Here is an 18,259-nt window from a genome sequence, read left to right as displayed (position 1 = left end):
CCGGGTGCGCTCGCCACGAAAGTGACGAGCTTGCTGCACCGGCCCAAATCCTTGTTCGGTGCGACTTCGACGGATGTCGAAGGCGCGCGGCATCAATCGATGCCGAGTGCCGTCTTGTAGGTGTCGAGCAGCATGTCCATTTCGCGGCGGTCATCCGGCTTCATCTTACGGATGCGCACGATCTGGCGCATGATCTTGACGTCGTAGCCGACTGCCTTGGCTTCGTTGTAGACGTCGCGGATATCGTCCGAGATGCCCTTCTTTTCCTCTTCGAGGCGCTCGACGCGCTCGATCAGCAGGCGCAGGCGATCGTCGGTGGTTTCGGCCATCGGTGTAGTGCTCCAATAGGAATCGTGAATCGGTTTGGCGGCGGCTGATAGCGACTGCGCCGGATTCGGGCAAAGCGCCGACCTGTGGAAATCCTGTGTGTAATCCGCAGCAAGGGCGCCCGGCCCTTCCCCGTTGCATCCCCGACGGGCCCGCGTTATTCGCCCCGCGAGCGGCGACCACGTTCCCGCCTCCCCGGCCGAACCGACCTCGCGCCCGGGAGCATCAAGACCGGGACGGCCCGGCAACCATTTCAGGAGGTTGCCCCCCAATGCCCACTGCCATGCCCTGGATCGTTCTCGTCATTGCCGGCCTGTTCGAAGTGGTCTGGGCCTCGGCGATGAAGCAGTCCAACGGCTTCACCCGCCTCTGGCCCAGCATCGTCACGATCGCGGCCATGCTGGCAAGCTTCGGCCTGCTGTCCTGGGCGATGCGCGTGCTGCCGCTGGGCACCGCCTACATGGTCTGGACCGGCATCGGCGCGCTGGGCGCCTTCATCGTCGGCATCGTCCTGCTCGGGGAATCGGCCAGCGCCATGCGCCTCGCCGCGGCCGGGCTGATCCTGGCCGGGCTGGTCATGATGAAGCTCGCGAGTTCCTGAGGGCGCTGGCACGCCCCCGAAACCGGCCCCGGGACATCGCCCCGGGGCGTCAGTGCGATCCGCCGTTTTTCTTCAGGCTTTCCTCCATCCGCGCGATCTGCTCGGGCGTGGCCTCGCTCTGATAGGCATCCTTCCAGGCGCCAAAGGGCATGCCGTGGATCACTTCGCGCGCCGCGGCCTTGTCGCCATCGTAGCCCGCATCGCGGATCCAGTCCGCCAGGCAGTTGCGGCAGAAGCCGGCCAGCCCCATCAAATCGATGTTCTGCGCATCGTGGCGGGTCTGGAGGTGCCGCACGAGGCGACGGAACGCCGCAGCCGCCACAGCGTCGTCGAGTTGGTCGATCTGGTCGTTTCCGTTCATATTTCTGGCAATCGTCCTTGGTTTGTCATGCCGCCTTTGCCATATGTCGCCGAAATATCGAAAGAGAGGCAGACAGATTTTGGCCACCACCCCTCCGTTTCGTCGTTCGCCGCACCATCGCGGCATCAAGCGCCAGCGCAAGGTGAAGATACTTGCCACCCTGGGGCCGGCCAGCCGCGACAAGGAGACCATCGCCAAGCTGCTCAAGGCCGGCGCCGATGCGTTCCGCGTCAACATGAGCCATGGCGATCACGAGACCCATCGCGAAACCATCGCCAATATCCGCGCGGTCGAAAAGGACCTGATGCGCCCCGTGGCGATCCTTTGCGACCTTCAGGGCCCGAAACTGCGCGTCGGCACTTTCGCCGAGGGCAAGGTGTTCCTGCGCCACGGCGCTCACTTCACGCTCGATCGCGATCCCACGCCGGGTGACGAGAACCGCGTCTGCCTGCCGCATCCCGAACTCTTCGGCATTCTCCAGAAGGGCCAGCGCCTGCTGATCGACGATGGTAAGCTGCGCCTGGTGGTTATCAAGCCGGAAGCCGATTCGATCCTTTGCACCGCCGAAGTCGGCGGTTTCATTTCCGACCGCAAGGGCGTGAACGTGCCCGACGCGATCGTGCCGGTGCCCGCGCTGACCGACAAGGATCGCCGCGACCTCGCCTTCTCGGTGGAGCAGGGCGCCGACTGGATCGGCCTGTCGTTCGTCCAGCGCCCCGAAGACGTGGCCGAAGCGCGCCGCTTGATCGGCGGTGCCTGCGCGCTCATGTCGAAGATCGAAAAGCCCGCGGCGGTCGATTCCATCGACGGGATCATCGAGCTTTCGGACGGCATCATGGTCGCCCGCGGCGATCTGGGCGTGGAACTGCTGCCTGAAGAAGTGCCGCCGATCCAGAAGCACATCATCGCCAAGACCCGCGCCATCGGCAAGCCGGTGGTGGTGGCCACGCAGATGCTGGAATCGATGATCACCAGCCCCTCGCCGACCCGCGCCGAAGTGTCCGACGTGGCCAATGCCGTCTATGACGGCGCCGACGCGGTCATGCTCTCGGCCGAAACGGCAGCGGGCCAGTGGCCGGTGGAAGCGGTGACGATCATGGACCGCATCGCCATCAAGGTGGAGACCGACTCCACCTATCGCGAGCGCATCCACCTTGCCCAGACCCCGCCCGACGCCACCACGGCCGACGCGCTCTCCGCCTCCTGCGCCACCATTGCCGACACCCTGCCGATCGAAGGCATCATCGTCTTCACCGGTTCGGGCGGCTCGGCCCGCCGCGTCGCCCGCGAGCGTCCCGCCGCGCCGATGCTGGTGCTCACGCCCTCGCAGAAGACCGCCCGCCGCCTGGCCCTGCTCTGGGGCGCGCATGCCGTGACTACCAAAGACATCGGCAGCTTCGAGGAGATGATCGCCAAGGGCAAGCGCATGGCCCTGCGCCATGGCTTCGGCGCCGCCGGCACGCGCCTGGTGGCACTGGCCGGCGTCCCCTTCGGCACGCCGGGTTCGACGAACCTGCTGCATGTGGTGACGCTGACCGGCAACGAGCTGGAAACGCCGAACTGAGGTTCGATCCGGAGATGCGAAGAAAGCCGCACCGCACCGCCGCGTTGCTGGCGTTCTTCGCATTTCTGGGTTCGCCGCTTGCAGCCGGAGCAAGCCCTTCGTCGGCGTCGGAAACGCCCAGCGCGCTCAACCTGGGCGAAGGAATTTACGCCGCACATCGCGATGTCCTGAACGGAACCGGAAGCAGACCGCTGCGCAAAATCGCGGACGACGTCATCCGTTTCAGCTCCACGCCCGCCCTGGGCGCGCCCGGATACATCATCGAACTGCACGGCAAGACGCGGGATCAGGGCCCTCAAGTCCTTGCACGCTTCTTCCGCCATGGGATCGACCGATGGGATCCGGACGGTGAAATGCGTTTCGCTCTTTCCGAAGATGCCTACGATGATCTTGCAGGGACGATCGACGAACTGCTCGCCCAAGGCACTCCGGAAAGCCGAGGGCAGGTTCGCTGGATCTGCATGGACGGGCCCGGCTTCGTGACCGAACGCCTTACGAAAGGCCGGGCTCACTGGCTCAGCGGTTTCTGCGGCGACAATCCGAACAATGCCATCGCGGCCTTGCTGGACGGGCTGCTGGAACAACAAGTCGCCAGCCGCCTTCCCTCGCTCAAAACGCGCAAGTCGCCGCGACTTTAGACCGATCCCGCGCGACGGAGAGTTCGCGCGTCACAAGCCGCCAGCGGTCCCGGATCAAGTCCGGGACGCGCCCGCTTTAAAGTTCAGATCAGCCCCGCGCGCCGAACAGGGCGCTGCCGACGCGGACATGTGTGGCGCCGAGCATGATGGCGGTCTCGAAGTCCTCGCTCATGCCCATCGAAAGCTGCGACAGGCCGTTGTCCGCCGCGATCTTCGCCAGGAGCGCGAAGAACGGCGCTGCCTCGATGCCCTGCGGCGGCACGCACATCAAGCCCGCGACCGGAAGCGCGGCCTCGCGCGCGGAAGCCAGCAATGCGGGCACTTCGGCAATGGCGCAGCCGCCCTTCTGCTCCTCGGCGCCGATATTGACCTGCACGAAGCAGGGCACCCGGCGGCCGGTCCTGTCCATCGCCTTGCCGAGCGCGGACACCAGCGAGGGCCGGTCGACCGAATGGATGCAGTCGAACAGGTTCAGGGCATCCTCGGCCTTGTTCGACTGGAGCTGCCCCACGAGATGAAGCGAAACGCCCTCGTGCTCGCCGCGCAGGGCCGGCCACTTGGCCTCGGCTTCCTGGACGCGGTTTTCGCCGAAGACGCGCTGGCCCTGGGCGATCAGGGGCGCAATGGCCTCGGCGGGGTGAGTCTTGGAGATGGCGACGAGTTCCACCGATTCGGCCTCGCGCCCGGCAATGCGGGCAGCCTGGGCGATGCGGGCACGGATGTCGTCGAGAGGAGATACTGGCTGATCCATGGCGCGCTGCTATAGCGGCTTCGTGCCGAACCGCCACCCGCCTCTTCCCGACATCTGGCTCATCACCGACGCCCGCAACGACGAAGCCCTGGAGCGCACCCTCGCCCGCCTGCCGCGGGGATCGGGGCTGGTCTATCGGCACTATCACCTGGCCCCTGCCGCGCGCCGCGCCCGGTTTGTAGCGCTTGCGCGCGCGGCCCGCCGCTTCGGACACAGAGTGTTCCTGTCGGGCCCGGCACGGGAGGCGCGGGGCTGGGGTGCAGACGGCGCTTATGGCGCGCCCGCAAGGCTGGCGCGGGGGCCCGCTTGCCCGCGCCTCGTCACCGTCCATTCCCTGCGCGAACTGGGCCGGGCTCACCGCGCCCGCGCCGACGCCATCCTGCTCTCGCCGGTCTTCCCGACCCGCTCTCATCCCGGCGGGGCGACGCTCGGCCGCGTGCATTTTCACTTGCTCGCCGCCCGTTCCGCCGTTCCAGTGATTGCGCTGGGCGGCATGACAGTGCATCGGGCGCGCACTTTGCCGTCGAGGAAATGGGCCGCGATTCAGGGCCTTGCCCGCTAGCCCACAGGGCTGTTCCCGATCCATTCTTGACGGCGAGTCCCGCCAGAGCGCATTATCCGGGCCTGATCAGAGGCCCGATTTCCAGGGGGAATTCTTAATGGCCACCCGGCCCATCGCACCAGGACGGCGGATCGCCAAGCCGAACTGGCGCGCCGTTCTCAAGCGCTCCCTGCGCCGCGCCTCCGAACTGAGCGGCGCGCTGACGCTGTTCGCGGCCATGGCATTCCTGGCCCTGGCACTCGTCAGCTATCACCAGACCGACCCTTCCGCCTCCACGGCCGCAGGGGGGCCGGCGCAGAACTGGATGGGCTCCGTCGGCGCCTGGGTGGCCGAGCGCGCGCTGGTGCTGTTCGGCCCGGTTTCGGCCTTGTTCGTGCCGCTGCTCTACGTCTTCGCCCGCAAGCTCTGGCTGCTGGTGGAAGAGGACGACAACGAGATCGAGCATTCCAACCAGCGCTGGTGGCGCCCGGTGGCAGTGCTGGCGATCGCCATGACGCTGATCGCCACGGTCATGTCGCTGGTCTTCACGGCGCCGGGCGGCGTGCTGCCCGCCTCGATGGGCGGCATCACCGGCCTGCTGGGCGCCAAGGGCATCACCGGCATCGCGGCCTTCGCGCCCGAAGTCGTCCAGGGCTGGATCAAGCTCGTGCTGGCGCTGCTCTGCGCGCTGGCCGGCGTGGCCCTGGCCGGACAGGTCTTCGCGGTCGACTGGGTGCGCCTGCTGACATTGCCGGGCCGGATCGGCCGCCTGCGCGGCGAAGGCGAGGCAGCGCCCGCCATGTCCGAAAAGACCAAATCACGCGACAAGGGGGCACGCGATACAAGCGCGCGCGACACGGGCGAGGAAATGGCCAAGCCCGCGCCCCGCATCGGTGCGCCCGCCGCCGCTTTCGACGCCGCGGCCGACAAGCCGCGCAAGGCACCCGAAATCAGCGATCCCAAGGCCAGCGCCGCCCCTGCGCAGCTCAACCTGGGCAACCGCCAGAAGGACATGTTCGACAAGTACGAACTGCCCGGGCTCGACATCCTGGCCGATCCGCCGCCCAATTCGCAGCCCAAGGTCGACAAGCTCAGCCTGGAGCGCAATGCGCGGCTGCTGGAAACCGTGCTTGACGACTTCAACGTCAAGGGCGAGATCACGGCCGTGCGCACCGGCCCGGTCGTCACCATGTACGAGCTGGAGCCTGCTCCCGGCATCAAGGCCAGCCGCGTGATCGGCCTGGCCGACGACATCGCCCGCAACATGAGCGCGATTTCCGCGCGCGTCGCCTCGATCCCCGGCCGCACGGTCATGGGCATCGAGCTTCCGAACGCCGATCGCCAGATGGTCTCGTTCAAGGAAATGGTCGCCTCGGAGGCTTTCGCCAACCACAAGGGCATGCTGCCGATCATCCTGGGCAAGGACATCGCCGGCGAGCCCGTGGTGGCGGACCTTGCAACCATGCCGCACCTGCTGGTCGCGGGTACCACCGGATCGGGCAAGTCGGTCGGCCTCAACGTCATCCTGCTTTCGCTGCTCTACCGCCTCACCCCCGCGCAGTGCCGCCTGATCCTCGTCGATCCCAAGGTTCTCGAACTCAAGAGCTACGACGATATTCCGCACTTGCTCTCGCCGGTGGTGACCGAACCGCCGAAGGCCGTGCGCGCGCTGAAGTGGGCGGTAGAGGAAATGGAGCGCCGCTATCGCCAGATGAGCGAGATTTCGGTGCGCAACCTTGCCAGCTTCAACGAGAAGGTCCGCGCCGCCGCCGCCAAGGGCAAGCCGCTCGGTCGCCGCATCCAGATCGGTTTCGACCCGGAAACGGGCGAGGAACTCTACGAGGACCGCCAGCTCGATTACGAGACGCTGCCGCAGATCGTCCTCATCGTCGACGAACTGGCCGACCTCATGGTCACGGTGGGCAAGGAAATCGAAGTGCTGATCCAGCGCCTCTCGCAAAAGAGCCGCGCGGCGGGCATTCACCTCATCATGGCCACGCAGCGCCCCTCGGTCGACGTCATCACCGGCGTCATCAAGGCCAACCTGCCCACCCGTATCTCCTTCGCCGTCACCAGCCGCATCGACAGCCGCACCATCCTTGGCGAACAGGGCGCCGAGCAGCTGCTGGGCAAGGGCGACATGCTCTACAAGCCCAGCACCGACCCGATCAAACGCGTCCACGCGCCCTTCGTCTCGGACGAGGAAGTCGAGCACGTTGCCGATCACTGGCGCGGCCAGGGCAAGCCGGACTACGTCGATGCCGTCACCGAGGAGCCGGAGGAAGGCTCGTTCGGCTTCGACGACCTCGACGCCACCGCGTCGGACCAGCCGGAAGAGCGCAAGTACCGGCAGGTCTGCCAGCTGGTGTTCGAGAACCAGAAAGTCTCGGTCTCGTGGCTCCAGCGGCAGATGGGCGTCGGCTACAACACCGCCGCCAAGTGGGTGGAGCGCATGGAGAACGACGGCTACGTTGGCCCCGCCAACCACGTCGGCCGCCGCGACATCTACCGCGACGAGAACGGCAGCCCGCTCTGATGCGGGCCGGAAAGCGCGGTCTGACCCTGCTCGGCCTGCTGGCCGCGCCCGCCCTGGCCACGACCAGCGGGGCCGCGACGGGCGTGGCGGCGACGGGCGTGGCGGCGCGATGGCAGCGTCTGTTCGTGCCCAGCGTGGAAAACACGCTCGGCCGCAGCGTCTATGTCGACAAGGCCAGCGTGAAGGCCGGCATGATCGGGCGGCAGTTCCGGCAGATGCAGGTCCTGCTGCGCGCCCATGCCGGCTATCCGCAAGGCACCGTGCTCTACACCGAGCGCGCGGTGGACTGCACCGGCAGCCGCGCCCTGTCCTATCACTGGCGCATCGTCCGCCCGAACGGCACGGTGCTGCGGGACTGGAGCGATGCCAGCCCAAGCGTCTCCGGCGTGCAATGGGCGGGCGAGGACGGGCTGGTGCTGAAATATGTCTGCACCGGCGTGCTCCCGCGCTGAGCCATCGCAGGCCCGGCCCCCGATAGGCGCGCCCCCCGATCGGCGCGCCCAGTCCGGCGCGGCCCGGTTGGCGCCACCCGGATCGGTTGGGCTTTTCTGGCCCCTCCCTTCGTCTAGGGTTCCGCACCGCAGCGTGACGCCCTAAGAAGACCGTCCGCACGCAATTTTCGCTTCCCGCCCGAAAGGCCCCGATGGAAGATCATACCCAGGCATTCCTCCTGCGCGACGGCTTCCTGCTGCTCGGCACGGCGCTTGCCTTCGTCCTGCTGTTCCGCCGCCTCGGCCTGGGTGCGACCTTGGGCTACCTGCTCGCAGGCGCCATCCTCGGGCCTTACGCGCTGGGCCTGGTCGGCGATCCGGAGAACAAGCTGGGCATCGCCGAGCTGGGCATCACCCTGCTGCTGTTCATCGTCGGCCTGGAACTGGCGCCGCGGCGGCTCTGGCGGATGCGCAACGAGATCTTCGGCCTCGGCTTCCTGCAAGTGACGCTCTGCGGCCTCGCGGTCTCTGCGGTGATCTATTATTCGGCCGGGTTCAGCCTGGCCGCCTCGCTGGCGCTGGGGCTGCCGCTGGGGCTCTCCTCGACCGCGCAGGTCCTGCCGATGCTTCAGAGCGCCGGGCGTCTGAACACGCCTTTCGGCGAACGCTCCTTCGCAATCCTGCTGTTCCAGGACCTCTCGATCATCCCGCTGATCACGATCATCGCGGCGATGAACCGCAACCCGCATTTGCCCGAAGGCCCTCCGGGCTGGATCCTGGTGCTGGAGACCCTGGCCGCCATCGCCGGCCTGATCCTGGCCGGGCGCTTCGTGATCCGCCCGCTGTTCCGCCTGATCGGCAATCTGGGCGAACGCGAGATGTTCGTCTTCGCCGCGCTGTTCACCGTGATCGCCTCTGCCGCGCTGATGCAATCGCTCGGCCTTTCGACCGCGCTGGGTGCCTTCATCGCCGGCGTCATGCTCGCCGATACGCCTTACCGCCACGAGCTGGAGGCCGACGTAGAGCCGTTCCGTTCGATCCTGCTCGGCCTGTTCTTCATGTCGGTCGGCATGATGCTGGACCTTTCCGCCATTGCCGAGCGCCCGCTGTTCGTCGCCACCATGGCGCTGGCCCTGATCGCGGTGAAGGCTTCGGTGATCTTCGGGCTGGGCCTGCTGTTCCGCATGAACTGGCGCAGTGCGCTGGCACTCGGCCTGCTGCTGAGCCAGGGCGGCGAGTTCGGCTTCGTGCTTTTCGCGCAGGCGCAGAGCGCCTGGCTGATCGAACCGCGCGCCGCCAGCCTGTTCAGCGCCATCGTCACCCTGTCGATGGTCACCACCCCGTTCCTGATGATGGCCACCGCGCGCATCCGCGAAATGCCGACCAGCAAGGAAACCCGCGAAGGGCCCCGCAAGGACGGCGCCAAGGCCCTGCTGGTGGGCTACGGCCGCTTCGGCCAGACCGTGGCGCAAGTGCTGATCGCCGCCGAAATCCAGGTGACGCTGATCGATACCGACATCGAGATGATCGACGTCGCCAGCGGTTTCGGCGCGAAAGTCTGGTTCGGGGACGGCACCCGCATCGACCTGTTGCGGCAGGCCGGCGCCGGCGGCGCGCAGATGATCGTGTTCTGCATCGACGGCGACCAGCTCTCGGACAGCTTCCTCCAGAACGTCCACGAGGCTTTCCCCGATGCCCGCATCCTCGCCCGTGTCTATGACCGCCGCGCGATGATCCGGCTGATGGATGCCCCCGTCACCTTCATGGTCCGCGAAGTGATGGAATCGGCCGTCGCCCTGGCCCGCGAGGCGCTGGACGACCTTGGCCTCTCCATCGAGCAGATCGACAATGCCGAGGAAACCTATCGCGCCAGCGACCGGGAGCGCTTGTCGATCCAGCACGAGACCGGCGATTTGCGCGCCGCCCGCGACCGCATCCTGACCCAGGACCTGCGCGACGCGCATTGACGCTGGCGGGCGGCATCCATCCGGGAAACGCCCCCTTCGGGGGACGCCTTGCCCGCGGGCGCTCACGGCACCGAATAGCCCTCGAACCGCTTGATCCGCCGCAGCGCGAAGCTTGTTCGCATCGACGATACGCCCGGCAGCCGCGCCAGGCAGTCGCGGTGGATGCGGTCGTAGTGATCCAGGTCCGAGGCCGCGACGCGCAGCTGATAATCCGCCGCGCCCGACATCAGGTGGCATTCGAGGATATCGTCGAAGTCTCCCACCGCCCGCTCGAAACGCTCCATGGCCTCGCGGCTCTGGCTGGTCAGCGTGATCTCGACGAAGACTTCCATCGACAGGCCCAGCCGCCGGGCATCCACCCGCGCGGCATAGCCCAGGATCAGGCCCTGCTCCTCCAGGGCGCGGATGCGCCGGTGGCAGGCGGAGGACGACAGGTTCACCAGAGCCGCCAGTTCGGCGATCGAGCGCGAGGAATCGGCCTGCAACGCTTCGAGGAGTGCGCGGTCTGCCCGGTCCATGGAAAATTCTCTTGTCGTTTGTTTCAGGACTGGGAAATATTCCTGCCTCGCTTTCTGACAAGCCCCAATTCGGTGAAACATTGCAGGGGCCCGGGTGTATCTCATCGGCAGGAGAGTTTTTCGCGGAGTCGATAATATGCGTGTCGGTACGGTCAGGGAAATCAAGAACCACGAATATCGCGTCGGCCTGACGCCGGAGAGTGCCCGCGAACTCGTGACTCACGGGCACGAAGTCTGGGTGGAAAGCGGTGCCGGCCAGGGCATCGGCGCCAGCGACGCCGACTATACCCGCCAGGGCGCGAAGATCGTGGCGACCGCGCGGGAGATCTTCGAAGGCTGCGAGATGGTCGTGAAGGTCAAGGAACCGCAGGCGAGCGAACGCGCCATGCTGCGGGAAGGCCAGATCCTCTACACGTACCTGCACCTCGCCCCCGACCCCGAGCAGACGGCCGACCTGGTGAAGTCCGGCGTCACCGCCATCGCCTATGAAACCGTGACCGGCCCCGGCGGCCAGTTGCCGCTGCTCAAGCCGATGAGCCAGGTGGCCGGGCGCATGTCGATCCAGGCCGGCGCCACCGCGCTGGAGAAGGCCCATGGCGGGCGCGGCGTGCTGCTGGGCGGCGTACCGGGCGTGATGCCGGGCAAAGTCGCAGTGATCGGCGGCGGCGTGGTCGGCTTCAACGCCGCGCAGATGGCCGTGGGCCTCGGCGCCGACGTCACCATCCTCGACCGCAGCCCCGACGTGCTCGAACGGCTGGGCATCTATTTCGAGGCCCGCGCCAAGACCCGCTTCGCCAGCACCGCCAACCTGGCGGAAAGCGTGGCCGATGCCGACCTGGTGATCGGCGCGGTGCTGATCCCCGGCGCGGCCGCTCCCAAGCTGGTGACCCGCGACATGCTCGGCACGATGAAGCTGGGCGCCGTGCTGGTGGACGTCGCCATCGATCAGGGCGGCTGTTTCGAAACCAGCCATGCCACCACCCATGCCGAGCCGACTTTCGTGGTCGACGGCATCGTCCACTACTGCGTGGCCAACATGCCGGGCGCCGTGGCCCGCACCAGCACTTACGCGCTGAACAACGTCACCCTGCCCCACGCCCTGGCGATCGCCAACCTCGGCTGGAAGGCCGCGCTACAGGCCGATCCTTACCTGGCCGAGGGCCTCAACGTCCACGCCGGGAAAGTGACTTTCGAGGCCGTGGCGACCGAGCTGGGGTACGACTACGTGCCGGTGAGCGACGTTCTGGGCTGATGATCTGGCGGCTCTCGTCCCGGCCTTGTCCCGGGACGAGAGCCGCCCGAACTTACGGGACCATACCAAGGGTTCAGCGGAACGTTGCGCGGGATCAGTCAGACCCGTCCCAGAAGGGCGCCGCGACCTCGGGTGGCACGCGCATGAGGCGTTCGGAGGCGATGTCAATCATGGCCCAGGTCGTCCGGGCGGAAACGAGCACTTTGCCCGTTTCGTTGCGGAAATCCACGCGGCGCACGAAGCGTGCGCCGCTCGGACCTTCGGGAATGAAGGTCTCTCCCGTCACGCTTTCGCCCTCGCGGATATTGCCGCGATAATCGATCTCGTGCCGGGTCACGACCCAGGCGTAGAGCGCCTGGTGCTCGGGCGGGGCCACCGCTTCCCAGTGCGCGGTGGCCATGGCTTCCATCCATTGCACCCAGACCGCATTGTTGACGTGGCCCATGACGTCGATGTCATGGGCCTGCGCCGTGAATGTCCGGGTGAAGGGCGGCTTCACTCGGAAACGCCGAGCTGCCAGAGGATGAACGCGAACTCCTCCGCGGTTTCCTTCAGGCTCTCGAACCGGCCGGACTTGCCGCCGTGGCCCGCACCCATGTTGGTCTTGAGGATCAGTTCGTTGCCGTCCGTCTTCAATTCGCGCAGACGGGCGACCCACTTGGCGGGCTCCCAATACGTCACGCGGGGATCGTTGAGCCCGGCCGTCACCATCAGCGGCGGATAGGCCTGGGCCTTGACCTGATCGTAGGGCGAGTAGCTGCGGATAAGCTCGAAGGCCGCGCGGTCCTCGATGGGATTGCCCCATTCCGGCCATTCGCCCGGAGTCAGCGGCAATGTGTCGTCGAGCATGGTGCTCAGCACGTCCACGAAAGGCACATGCGCCACCACCGCGCCGAACAGGTCGGGATCGGAATTGATGACCGCGCCCATCAGTTCGCCGCCCGCCGAGCCGCCCGAGATCGAGATCTTGCCCGCCTCGGTGAAGCCGCGCTCGATCAGGCCCTTGGCCACATCGACGAAGTCGTTGAACGTATTGGCCCGCTTCTCCAGCTTGCCGGCCTTGTACCAGGCGCGGCCCAGATCGTCGCCGCCGCGGATATGGGCAATGGCATAAGCGAACCCACGGTCGACGAGGCTGAGGCGCGCCGTCGAGAACCCCGGATCGATGGAGATGCCATAGGCGCCGTAGCCGTAGAGATGCAGCGGCCCGGCACTCGTGCGGTCGCGGCGATAGACGACCGAGACCGGGATCGCCGTGCCGTCGCGCGCGGTCACTTCCAGCCGCTCGGTGGCATAGAGCGAGGCGTCGTAGCCCGAAGGGATTTCCTGGACCTTCAGCAGCTCCAGCGTGCGGTCCTTCACGTCGTAGTCGTAGACCGACGAGGGGCTGACCATCGATTCGTACGTCACCCGCAGCACGTCCATGTGCCATTCGGGGTTGTTGGAAAGCCCGGCCGAGTAACTGGCCTCGGGGAAGACGATCGGCTCGACGCGGGAGGAATCGTCGTAGTAGCGCAGCTCGATCTGGTCGAGCCCGGCCCCGCGCCCGGCCGTCTTCCGGCCTTCGACCACGTAGAAGTCGCGGAACAGGTCCACGCCCGTGAGGTAGAAGGCATCGGCCCCCTCGATCAGCGTCCTCCACTCGCCGGGATTATCCAGCGGCGCGGTGGCGAGGCGGAAGTTCTCGTGGCTGTCGTTGGTATGGATGTAGAGCACGCCCTCGCGCTCATCCACGTCGTATTCCACGCCCTTGACGCGCGGCTTGACCAGGATCTGCGGGCCCAGCGGATCGTCGGCAAGGACCATGCGGCATTCGCTGGTCTCGTGATCGCTGGCGCCGATCAGCAGCCACTTCTCATTGGAGGAGAGCGAAGAACCGACGCGGAAGCCCTCGTCGTCCTCGTGATAGAGTTCGACATCGCTTTCCAGCGGCTGCCCCAGCCAGTGCAGGCGGGCATTGTCGGTACGCCACTGCTCGTTGGCCAGCGAGTAGACGAGGCCCTTGTCCTGCGCCACCCAGACCAGCGCCGAGAGCGTGCCGGGAATTTCGTCAGGCAGGAGTTCGCCCGTCTCCAGGTTCTTGATCCGCGCGGTGAAGCGCTCCGAACCGTTGTCGTCATAGGCATAGGCCAGCAGCTTGCCGTTGGCGCTGGTGGAGATCGCGCCGAGGTTGAAGTATTCCTTGCCCTCGGCCAGGGCCACTTCGTCCAGGATCAGCTCGTCGGCGCTGCCGTCTTCGCTGGCGCCCACGGGGCGGCGCCACCACTTCTTGTATTCGGCGCCTTCCTCGAATTCGATCCAGTAGAGGAAATCGCCGTCCTTCTGCGGCACCGACTTGTCGGCTTCCTTGATGCGCGCGCGCATTTCCTTGAACAGCGCGTCGATCTGCCCCTGGCGGCCTTCCATGCGCGACTCGAACCAGCGGTTTTCCGCTTCGAGATGGTCCAGCACCGCCTTGTCGGTGACCTCGGGATAACCCGCGTCACGCAGCCAGGCGTAGTCGTCTTCCACGCTCAGGCCGTGGTGAGTGAAGGAATGCGGCTTCTTCGCCGCCTGTGGAGGACCTGCAAGGGCCTGGGTGGAATCTGCCATTGCCTCCATCTATGTTGCACACATGACCCCCGCAAGCCGGATACCCACCTCATGTTGATGAATACCCACGAAGCGCGGCTCGATGCCTTGCGCCAGGAACTCAAGTCGCGCGGCCTCGACGGCTTCGTGATCCCCATTTCCGACGAGCATATGAGCGAATACGTCGGCGCCTATGCACAGCGCCTCGCCTGGCTCACCGGCTTCGGCGGCTCGGCCGGAACGGCCGTGGTGCTTACCGATCCCACGCTTTCTCCCGCCGCCGCCATGTTCGTGGACGGGCGCTATACCCTCCAGGTGCGCGAGCAGGTGGACGGCAAGGCCTATGCCTATGAAAGCGTGCCGCAGACCAGCGCCGCCCGCTGGCTTGGCGAGAATGCGCCCAAGGGTGCGAAGATCGGCTACGACGCCTGGCTTCACGGCTCCAGATGGGTGGAAGCCGCCCAGGCCGCGCTTTCGCACAAGGGCGGCACGCTCGTGGCGGTGGACGGCAACCCGATCGATGCCGTCTGGCAGGACCAGCCCGCCCCCTCGCCCGCTGCGGCGATCGTCCATGACGATGCCTTCGCCGGCGAATCGAGCAAGGCCAAGCGCGCCGCCGTCTCCGAATGGCTGACCGCGCGCGGTCTCAACGCGACCGTGATCTCGGCGCTCGATTCCATTGCCTGGCTGCTCAACTTGCGCGGCACGGACGTGGAGCGGACCCCCGTGGCGCTCTCCTACGTGGTCGCCCATGCCGACGGCACGGCCGATCTCTACATCGCCGAGGAAAAGGTGACGGCCGAACTGCGCCAGCACCTTGGCAATGCCGTTCGCATCCAGCCGCGCGATGCCTTCGTCGCGGGCCTCGGGAAGCTGGCGAGCAAGCGCGTCTCGGTCGATCCCGACAATGCCGTGGCCGCCGTGTTCGAAACACTGCGCGCCGCCGGCGCCGCGATCGTCGAGGAACGCGATCCCACGATCCTGCCCAAGGCGGTGAAGAACCCGGTCGAGCAGCAGGGCCACCGCAAGGCCCAGGCCATCGACGGGGTGGCCGTCACGCGCTTCCTGCACTGGCTCTCGGTCGAAGGCCCCAAGGGCGAAGTGACCGAGATGAGCGCTTCGGACCGTCTCCACGCCTTCCGCCAGGAATGCGGCGATCTTCGCGACCTCTCGTTCGACACGATCTCCGGCGCCGGCCCCAACGCTGCCAGCCCGCACTACCGCGTCTCGGACGAATCGAGCCTGACCCTGGCGCCGGAAAGCGTCTACCTCGTCGATTCGGGCGGGCAGTATCCTTGCGGCACCACCGACATCACCCGCACCGTGTGGATCGGCAACCCGGAAAATGAGAGCGGCGCCCCGCCGGCCGAAGTGAAGGACCGCTTCACCCGCGTGCTCAAGGGCCATATCGCCATCGACCGCGCGGTCTTCCCCAAGGGCACCAACGGCGGCCAGCTCGACGCGCTGGCACGTCAGTTCCTCTGGGCCGTCGGGCTCGACTACGCCCATGGCACCGGCCACGGCGTGGGCAGCTTCCTCTCGGTTCACGAAGGACCGCAGCGCATCGGCAAGCCGGCGGGCGGCCAGGCCGGCACATCGCAGGAACTGCTCGCGGGCATGATCCTCAGCGACGAGCCGGGCTACTACAAGGCCGGCGAATACGGCATCCGCATCGAGAACCTGATCCTCGTCGAACCGCGCCAGTTCGCCGGAGCGGACGGCGAATACTTCGGCTTCGAGACGCTGACCCTGGTGCCGATCGACCGCCGCCTCGTCGACCTTTCGCTGCTTACCGCGGAGGAAGTGGCCTGGTGGAATGCCTACCATGCCAAAGTGCTCCAGGTGATCGGCCCGCAAGTCGAGGGCGAAGTGAAGCACTGGCTCGACGCGCAGTGCCGCCCGTTCTGAGCGCGCGGCTTCCGATGTTGTGAGCCTGCGGGCTCAGGCGTAACCTCCTCCCGGAAACAGGCTGGCCGGGAGGAGTCGCCCGATGACGGACGCAGTGCAGGATCTCAGGACCCATCCGGTCCATCTCGGCCTCGGCGCGGTGGCCAGGGCGCAGCCCGCTTTCACCGGGATGGAATGGTACGCCGACTATATCGAGCGGAGTGCCGCCGACGGGGCCGAGGGCCGCCTCGTCTCGATGTACGATTTCGACGAAAGCTGGGACAGCTGGGAAATGCACCCCGCCGGCGACGAACTCGTGGTCTGCCTGGGCGGGGCGATCACGCTGCACCAGGAACTGGCGGACGGCACGGCGCGCACCGTGTCGCTCCAGCCCGGCGAATATGCCATCAACCCGCCCGGCGCCTGGCATACCGCCGATGTCGACGGCCGGGCGACGGCGCTGTTCGTGACGGCGGGGATGGGAACGCAGCACCGGCCGCGATGAAACGGCGCAAGGCTTGCCTCCGCATGAATAGAGTGCCAAGCCTGTGACAATTGGCGACAATAAAGCCGCAAGGCGGCACAACTGCGCGACAAGCGGTCGTTAGACGGGATCTCAGAAAGCCGCGGGGCTGTTCTTCCCCCTCCCTTCCCCGTCCCCCGGCTTTCGCCCTATTCGCCCGAAGAAAGAGAGCCCAGAGGATGAACCGCTTCAGCAAGATCGCCGTAGGCATCTCCGCCGCTGCGCTGGCCGTTGCCGGGGTGGCCTGTGCCCAATCTCCGGCCCAATCTCCTGCCCAATCTCCTGCCGGTCCGCAGCGCGACCGTCCCGAAACGCGCACCGAAACGCGCGCCGAAGCCCAGAGCCGGGCGGAGGAAATGTTCGCGCGTCTCGACGTGAACAAGGACGGCAAGCTCGACCGCGCAGACCGCGAGGCCCGCCGCCAGCAGATGCGCGAAGCCGCGTTCGACCGTCTCGACACCAACAAGGACGGATCGATCTCCAAGGCCGAATTCATGGCCGATCGCGGACCGCGCGGTGACGGCGACCGACCCGATGGCGACCGACCCGATGGCGACCGGCCCGATGGTGACCGGCCCCATGGTGACCGACCCCATGGTGACCGACTGGCCGACATGCCCCCACCGCCCCCCGGCGCGGAAGGCGCAATGCCGCCGCCTCCCGGTGCCCCCGACATGGCCGGCCCCACGGGGCGCCCTGGAAAGGATCGCCATGGCCGCCACGACGGTCCGCGCGGCGGCATGAAGGGTCCGATGATGGGCTTCGGCAAGGCGGACGCCGATGGCGATCGCTCCGTGACCCGCGCCGAATTCGTCGCAGCCGCCCTCCAGCGCTTCGATGCCGCGGACACCAACAAGGACGGCAAGGTCACCCCCGAGGAACGCCGTGCCGCGCATGACAAGATGCGTGCCGAGTGGCAGGCCCGCAAGGGCGAGCGTGGGGAGGCCCGGCGCGGCCGGGGCGATACCCCGCCGCCGCCCCCGGCCCCTGCACCCGCGACGAAGTAACCCGAGACCCCGCCCGCGCGACCGGACGGAAAAGGATTGGAATGAACGACATCTCGCCCGCCCGCATCCTGCTGGTCGACGACGAAGCTGCACTCCGCGAGCCCCTGGCCGACTACCTGTCGCGCCAGGGGTTTGCCGTCACCCCGGCCACGAGTGCAGCCGAAGCCCGCAGCAAGCTGCGCGACGACAGGCCCGATCTCGTCCTGCTCGACATCATGATGCCGGGCGAGGACGGCCTCTCGCTCTGCCGCCACTTCGTGGAAGCGCAGGACATTCCGGTGATCTTCCTCACCGCGCGCGGCGAGGCGACCGACCGGATCGTCGGGCTGGAGATCGGCGCCGACGATTACGTCGTGAAGCCTTTCGAGCCCCGCGAACTGGTCGCCCGCATCCGCTCCGTCCTGCGCCGCGCCGCCCGCATGCCTGCGCAGGCGCCGGAGAACGAGGCCTTCGCTTTCGAAGGCTGGCTGCTCGATCCGCTCAAGCGCCGCCTTTCCGATGCCGAAGGCGCGACCGTGCCGATTTCCTCGGTCGAATTCCGCCTGCTCATGGCCTTCCTCGAACACCCGCGCCAGGTGCTCAACCGCGACCGGCTGCTCGACATGGTGCAGGGCCGCGAAGCGCATCTGTTCGACCGCGCGGTGGACAACCAGGTCAGCCGCCTGCGCCGCAAGATCGAGGTCGATTCGCGCAACCCGCAGCTGATCCAGACCGTGTGGGGCGGCGGCTACATGCTGGCCACGGACGTCCGGCGCGTGCCGCTGGACGCGGACTGAGCGGAACC

Annotated in this window: 18 protein-coding genes; 12 read left to right on the top strand and 6 right to left on the bottom strand. The window is 67.1% G+C overall.

What is annotated here, in order from left to right:
• Nucleotides 1–92: 92 nt before the first annotated feature.
• Nucleotides 93–329 carry a DUF2312 domain-containing protein gene (locus tag EDF58_RS09225; RefSeq protein WP_086492369.1) on the bottom strand — a complete coding sequence of 79 codons (237 nt, stop codon included), beginning with the start codon at nucleotides 327–329 and terminating at the stop codon, nucleotides 93–95.
• A 281-nt stretch (nucleotides 330–610) separates the two neighbouring features.
• Between EDF58_RS09225 and sugE the strand changes: the two genes are divergently transcribed.
• The gene (gene sugE / locus EDF58_RS09220; protein WP_132265308.1) at nucleotides 611–928 is read left to right on the top strand and encodes a quaternary ammonium compound efflux SMR transporter SugE; all 318 of its coding nucleotides are present in this window, start codon (nucleotides 611–613) and stop codon (nucleotides 926–928) included.
• 49 nt (nucleotides 929–977) lie between these two features.
• Here the strand turns inward: sugE and EDF58_RS09215 are convergent, their stop codons facing one another.
• Nucleotides 978–1,289 carry a DUF1244 domain-containing protein gene (locus EDF58_RS09215; RefSeq protein ID WP_132264717.1) on the bottom strand — a complete coding sequence of 104 codons (312 nt, stop codon included), beginning with the start codon at nucleotides 1,287–1,289 and terminating at the stop codon, nucleotides 978–980.
• 79 nt (nucleotides 1,290–1,368) lie between these two features.
• Here EDF58_RS09215 and pyk point away from each other — a divergent pair, with 79 nt between their 5' ends.
• Together pyk and EDF58_RS09205 are read left to right on the top strand one after the other, a co-directional pair.
• A complete protein-coding gene (gene pyk / locus EDF58_RS09210) occupies nucleotides 1,369–2,853 on the top strand; it encodes a pyruvate kinase (protein WP_243654147.1) in 1,485 nt (494 codons plus the stop codon).
• A gap of 14 nt (nucleotides 2,854–2,867) precedes the next feature.
• Nucleotides 2,868–3,491: a hypothetical protein gene (locus tag EDF58_RS09205; protein WP_132264714.1), complete on the top strand. Its 624-nt coding sequence runs from the start codon at nucleotides 2,868–2,870 to the stop codon at nucleotides 3,489–3,491.
• Between the two features lie 88 nt (nucleotides 3,492–3,579).
• On the opposite strand, the gene EDF58_RS09200 is transcribed toward EDF58_RS09205, so the two are convergent.
• A complete protein-coding gene (locus EDF58_RS09200) occupies nucleotides 3,580–4,242 on the bottom strand; it encodes a YggS family pyridoxal phosphate-dependent enzyme (RefSeq protein WP_132264712.1) in 663 nt (220 codons plus the stop codon).
• Between EDF58_RS09200 and EDF58_RS09195 the strand changes: the two genes are divergently transcribed.
• The 4 genes from EDF58_RS09195 (at nucleotide 4,241) to EDF58_RS09180 (ending at nucleotide 9,717) form a co-directional block, all read left to right on the top strand.
• Nucleotides 4,241–4,804, top strand: coding sequence for a thiamine phosphate synthase (locus tag EDF58_RS09195; RefSeq protein ID WP_132264711.1), 564 nt, complete (start codon nucleotides 4,241–4,243; stop codon nucleotides 4,802–4,804). The two genes, EDF58_RS09200 and EDF58_RS09195, sit on opposite strands and share 2 nt — an antisense overlap.
• Before the next feature lie 97 nt (nucleotides 4,805–4,901).
• Nucleotides 4,902–7,319, top strand: a complete 2,418-nt coding sequence (locus EDF58_RS09190) for a DNA translocase FtsK 4TM domain-containing protein (protein WP_132264709.1) — start codon at nucleotides 4,902–4,904, stop codon at nucleotides 7,317–7,319.
• Nucleotides 7,319–7,771 (top strand): hypothetical protein, encoded by a 453-nt coding sequence (locus EDF58_RS09185; protein ID WP_132264707.1) that lies wholly within the window; start codon nucleotides 7,319–7,321, stop codon nucleotides 7,769–7,771. The genes EDF58_RS09190 and EDF58_RS09185 overlap by 1 nt, the downstream gene beginning before the upstream one ends.
• 191 nt (nucleotides 7,772–7,962) lie before the next feature.
• Nucleotides 7,963–9,717, top strand: coding sequence for a cation:proton antiporter (locus EDF58_RS09180; RefSeq protein WP_132264705.1), 1,755 nt, complete (start codon nucleotides 7,963–7,965; stop codon nucleotides 9,715–9,717).
• Between the two features lie 62 nt (nucleotides 9,718–9,779).
• Here the strand turns inward: EDF58_RS09180 and EDF58_RS09175 are convergent, their stop codons facing one another.
• Nucleotides 9,780–10,235, bottom strand: a complete 456-nt coding sequence (locus EDF58_RS09175; RefSeq protein WP_132264703.1) for an Lrp/AsnC family transcriptional regulator — start codon at nucleotides 10,233–10,235, stop codon at nucleotides 9,780–9,782.
• A 136-nt stretch (nucleotides 10,236–10,371) separates the two neighbouring features.
• Between EDF58_RS09175 and ald the strand changes: the two genes are divergently transcribed.
• Nucleotides 10,372–11,487, top strand: coding sequence for an alanine dehydrogenase (ald, locus tag EDF58_RS09170; protein WP_132264701.1), 1,116 nt, complete (start codon nucleotides 10,372–10,374; stop codon nucleotides 11,485–11,487).
• 94 nt (nucleotides 11,488–11,581) lie between these two features.
• Here the strand turns inward: ald and EDF58_RS09165 are convergent, their stop codons facing one another.
• Nucleotides 11,582–11,986, bottom strand: a complete 405-nt coding sequence (locus EDF58_RS09165; protein WP_132264699.1) for an acyl-CoA thioesterase — start codon at nucleotides 11,984–11,986, stop codon at nucleotides 11,582–11,584.
• A complete protein-coding gene (locus EDF58_RS09160) occupies nucleotides 11,983–14,088 on the bottom strand; it encodes a S9 family peptidase (protein ID WP_132264697.1) in 2,106 nt (701 codons plus the stop codon). The genes EDF58_RS09165 and EDF58_RS09160 overlap by 4 nt, the downstream gene beginning before the upstream one ends.
• 42 nt (nucleotides 14,089–14,130) lie before the next feature.
• Here EDF58_RS09160 and EDF58_RS09155 point away from each other — a divergent pair, with 42 nt between their 5' ends.
• The 4 genes from EDF58_RS09155 (at nucleotide 14,131) to EDF58_RS09140 (ending at nucleotide 18,251) form a co-directional block, all read left to right on the top strand.
• Nucleotides 14,131–15,966, top strand: coding sequence for an aminopeptidase P family protein (locus EDF58_RS09155; RefSeq protein ID WP_132264695.1), 1,836 nt, complete (start codon nucleotides 14,131–14,133; stop codon nucleotides 15,964–15,966).
• A gap of 82 nt (nucleotides 15,967–16,048) precedes the next feature.
• Complete coding sequence (locus EDF58_RS09150) at nucleotides 16,049–16,450, top strand: cupin domain-containing protein (RefSeq protein ID WP_132264694.1); 402 nt, start codon at nucleotides 16,049–16,051, stop codon at nucleotides 16,448–16,450.
• A 197-nt stretch (nucleotides 16,451–16,647) separates the two neighbouring features.
• Nucleotides 16,648–17,475 (top strand): EF-hand domain-containing protein, encoded by an 828-nt coding sequence (locus EDF58_RS09145; RefSeq protein ID WP_132264692.1) that lies wholly within the window; start codon nucleotides 16,648–16,650, stop codon nucleotides 17,473–17,475.
• 41 nt (nucleotides 17,476–17,516) lie between these two features.
• Nucleotides 17,517–18,251, top strand: coding sequence for a response regulator (locus EDF58_RS09140; protein WP_132264690.1), 735 nt, complete (start codon nucleotides 17,517–17,519; stop codon nucleotides 18,249–18,251).
• Nucleotides 18,252–18,259: the final 8 nt, after the last annotated feature.

It is taken from the genome of Novosphingobium sp. PhB57 (assembly GCF_004342985.1).
Classification (GTDB): domain Bacteria; phylum Pseudomonadota; class Alphaproteobacteria; order Sphingomonadales; family Sphingomonadaceae; genus Novosphingobium.
The sequence above is the reverse complement of the archived record's forward strand: the minus strand, read 5'-3'. Positions and strand labels throughout refer to the sequence as shown.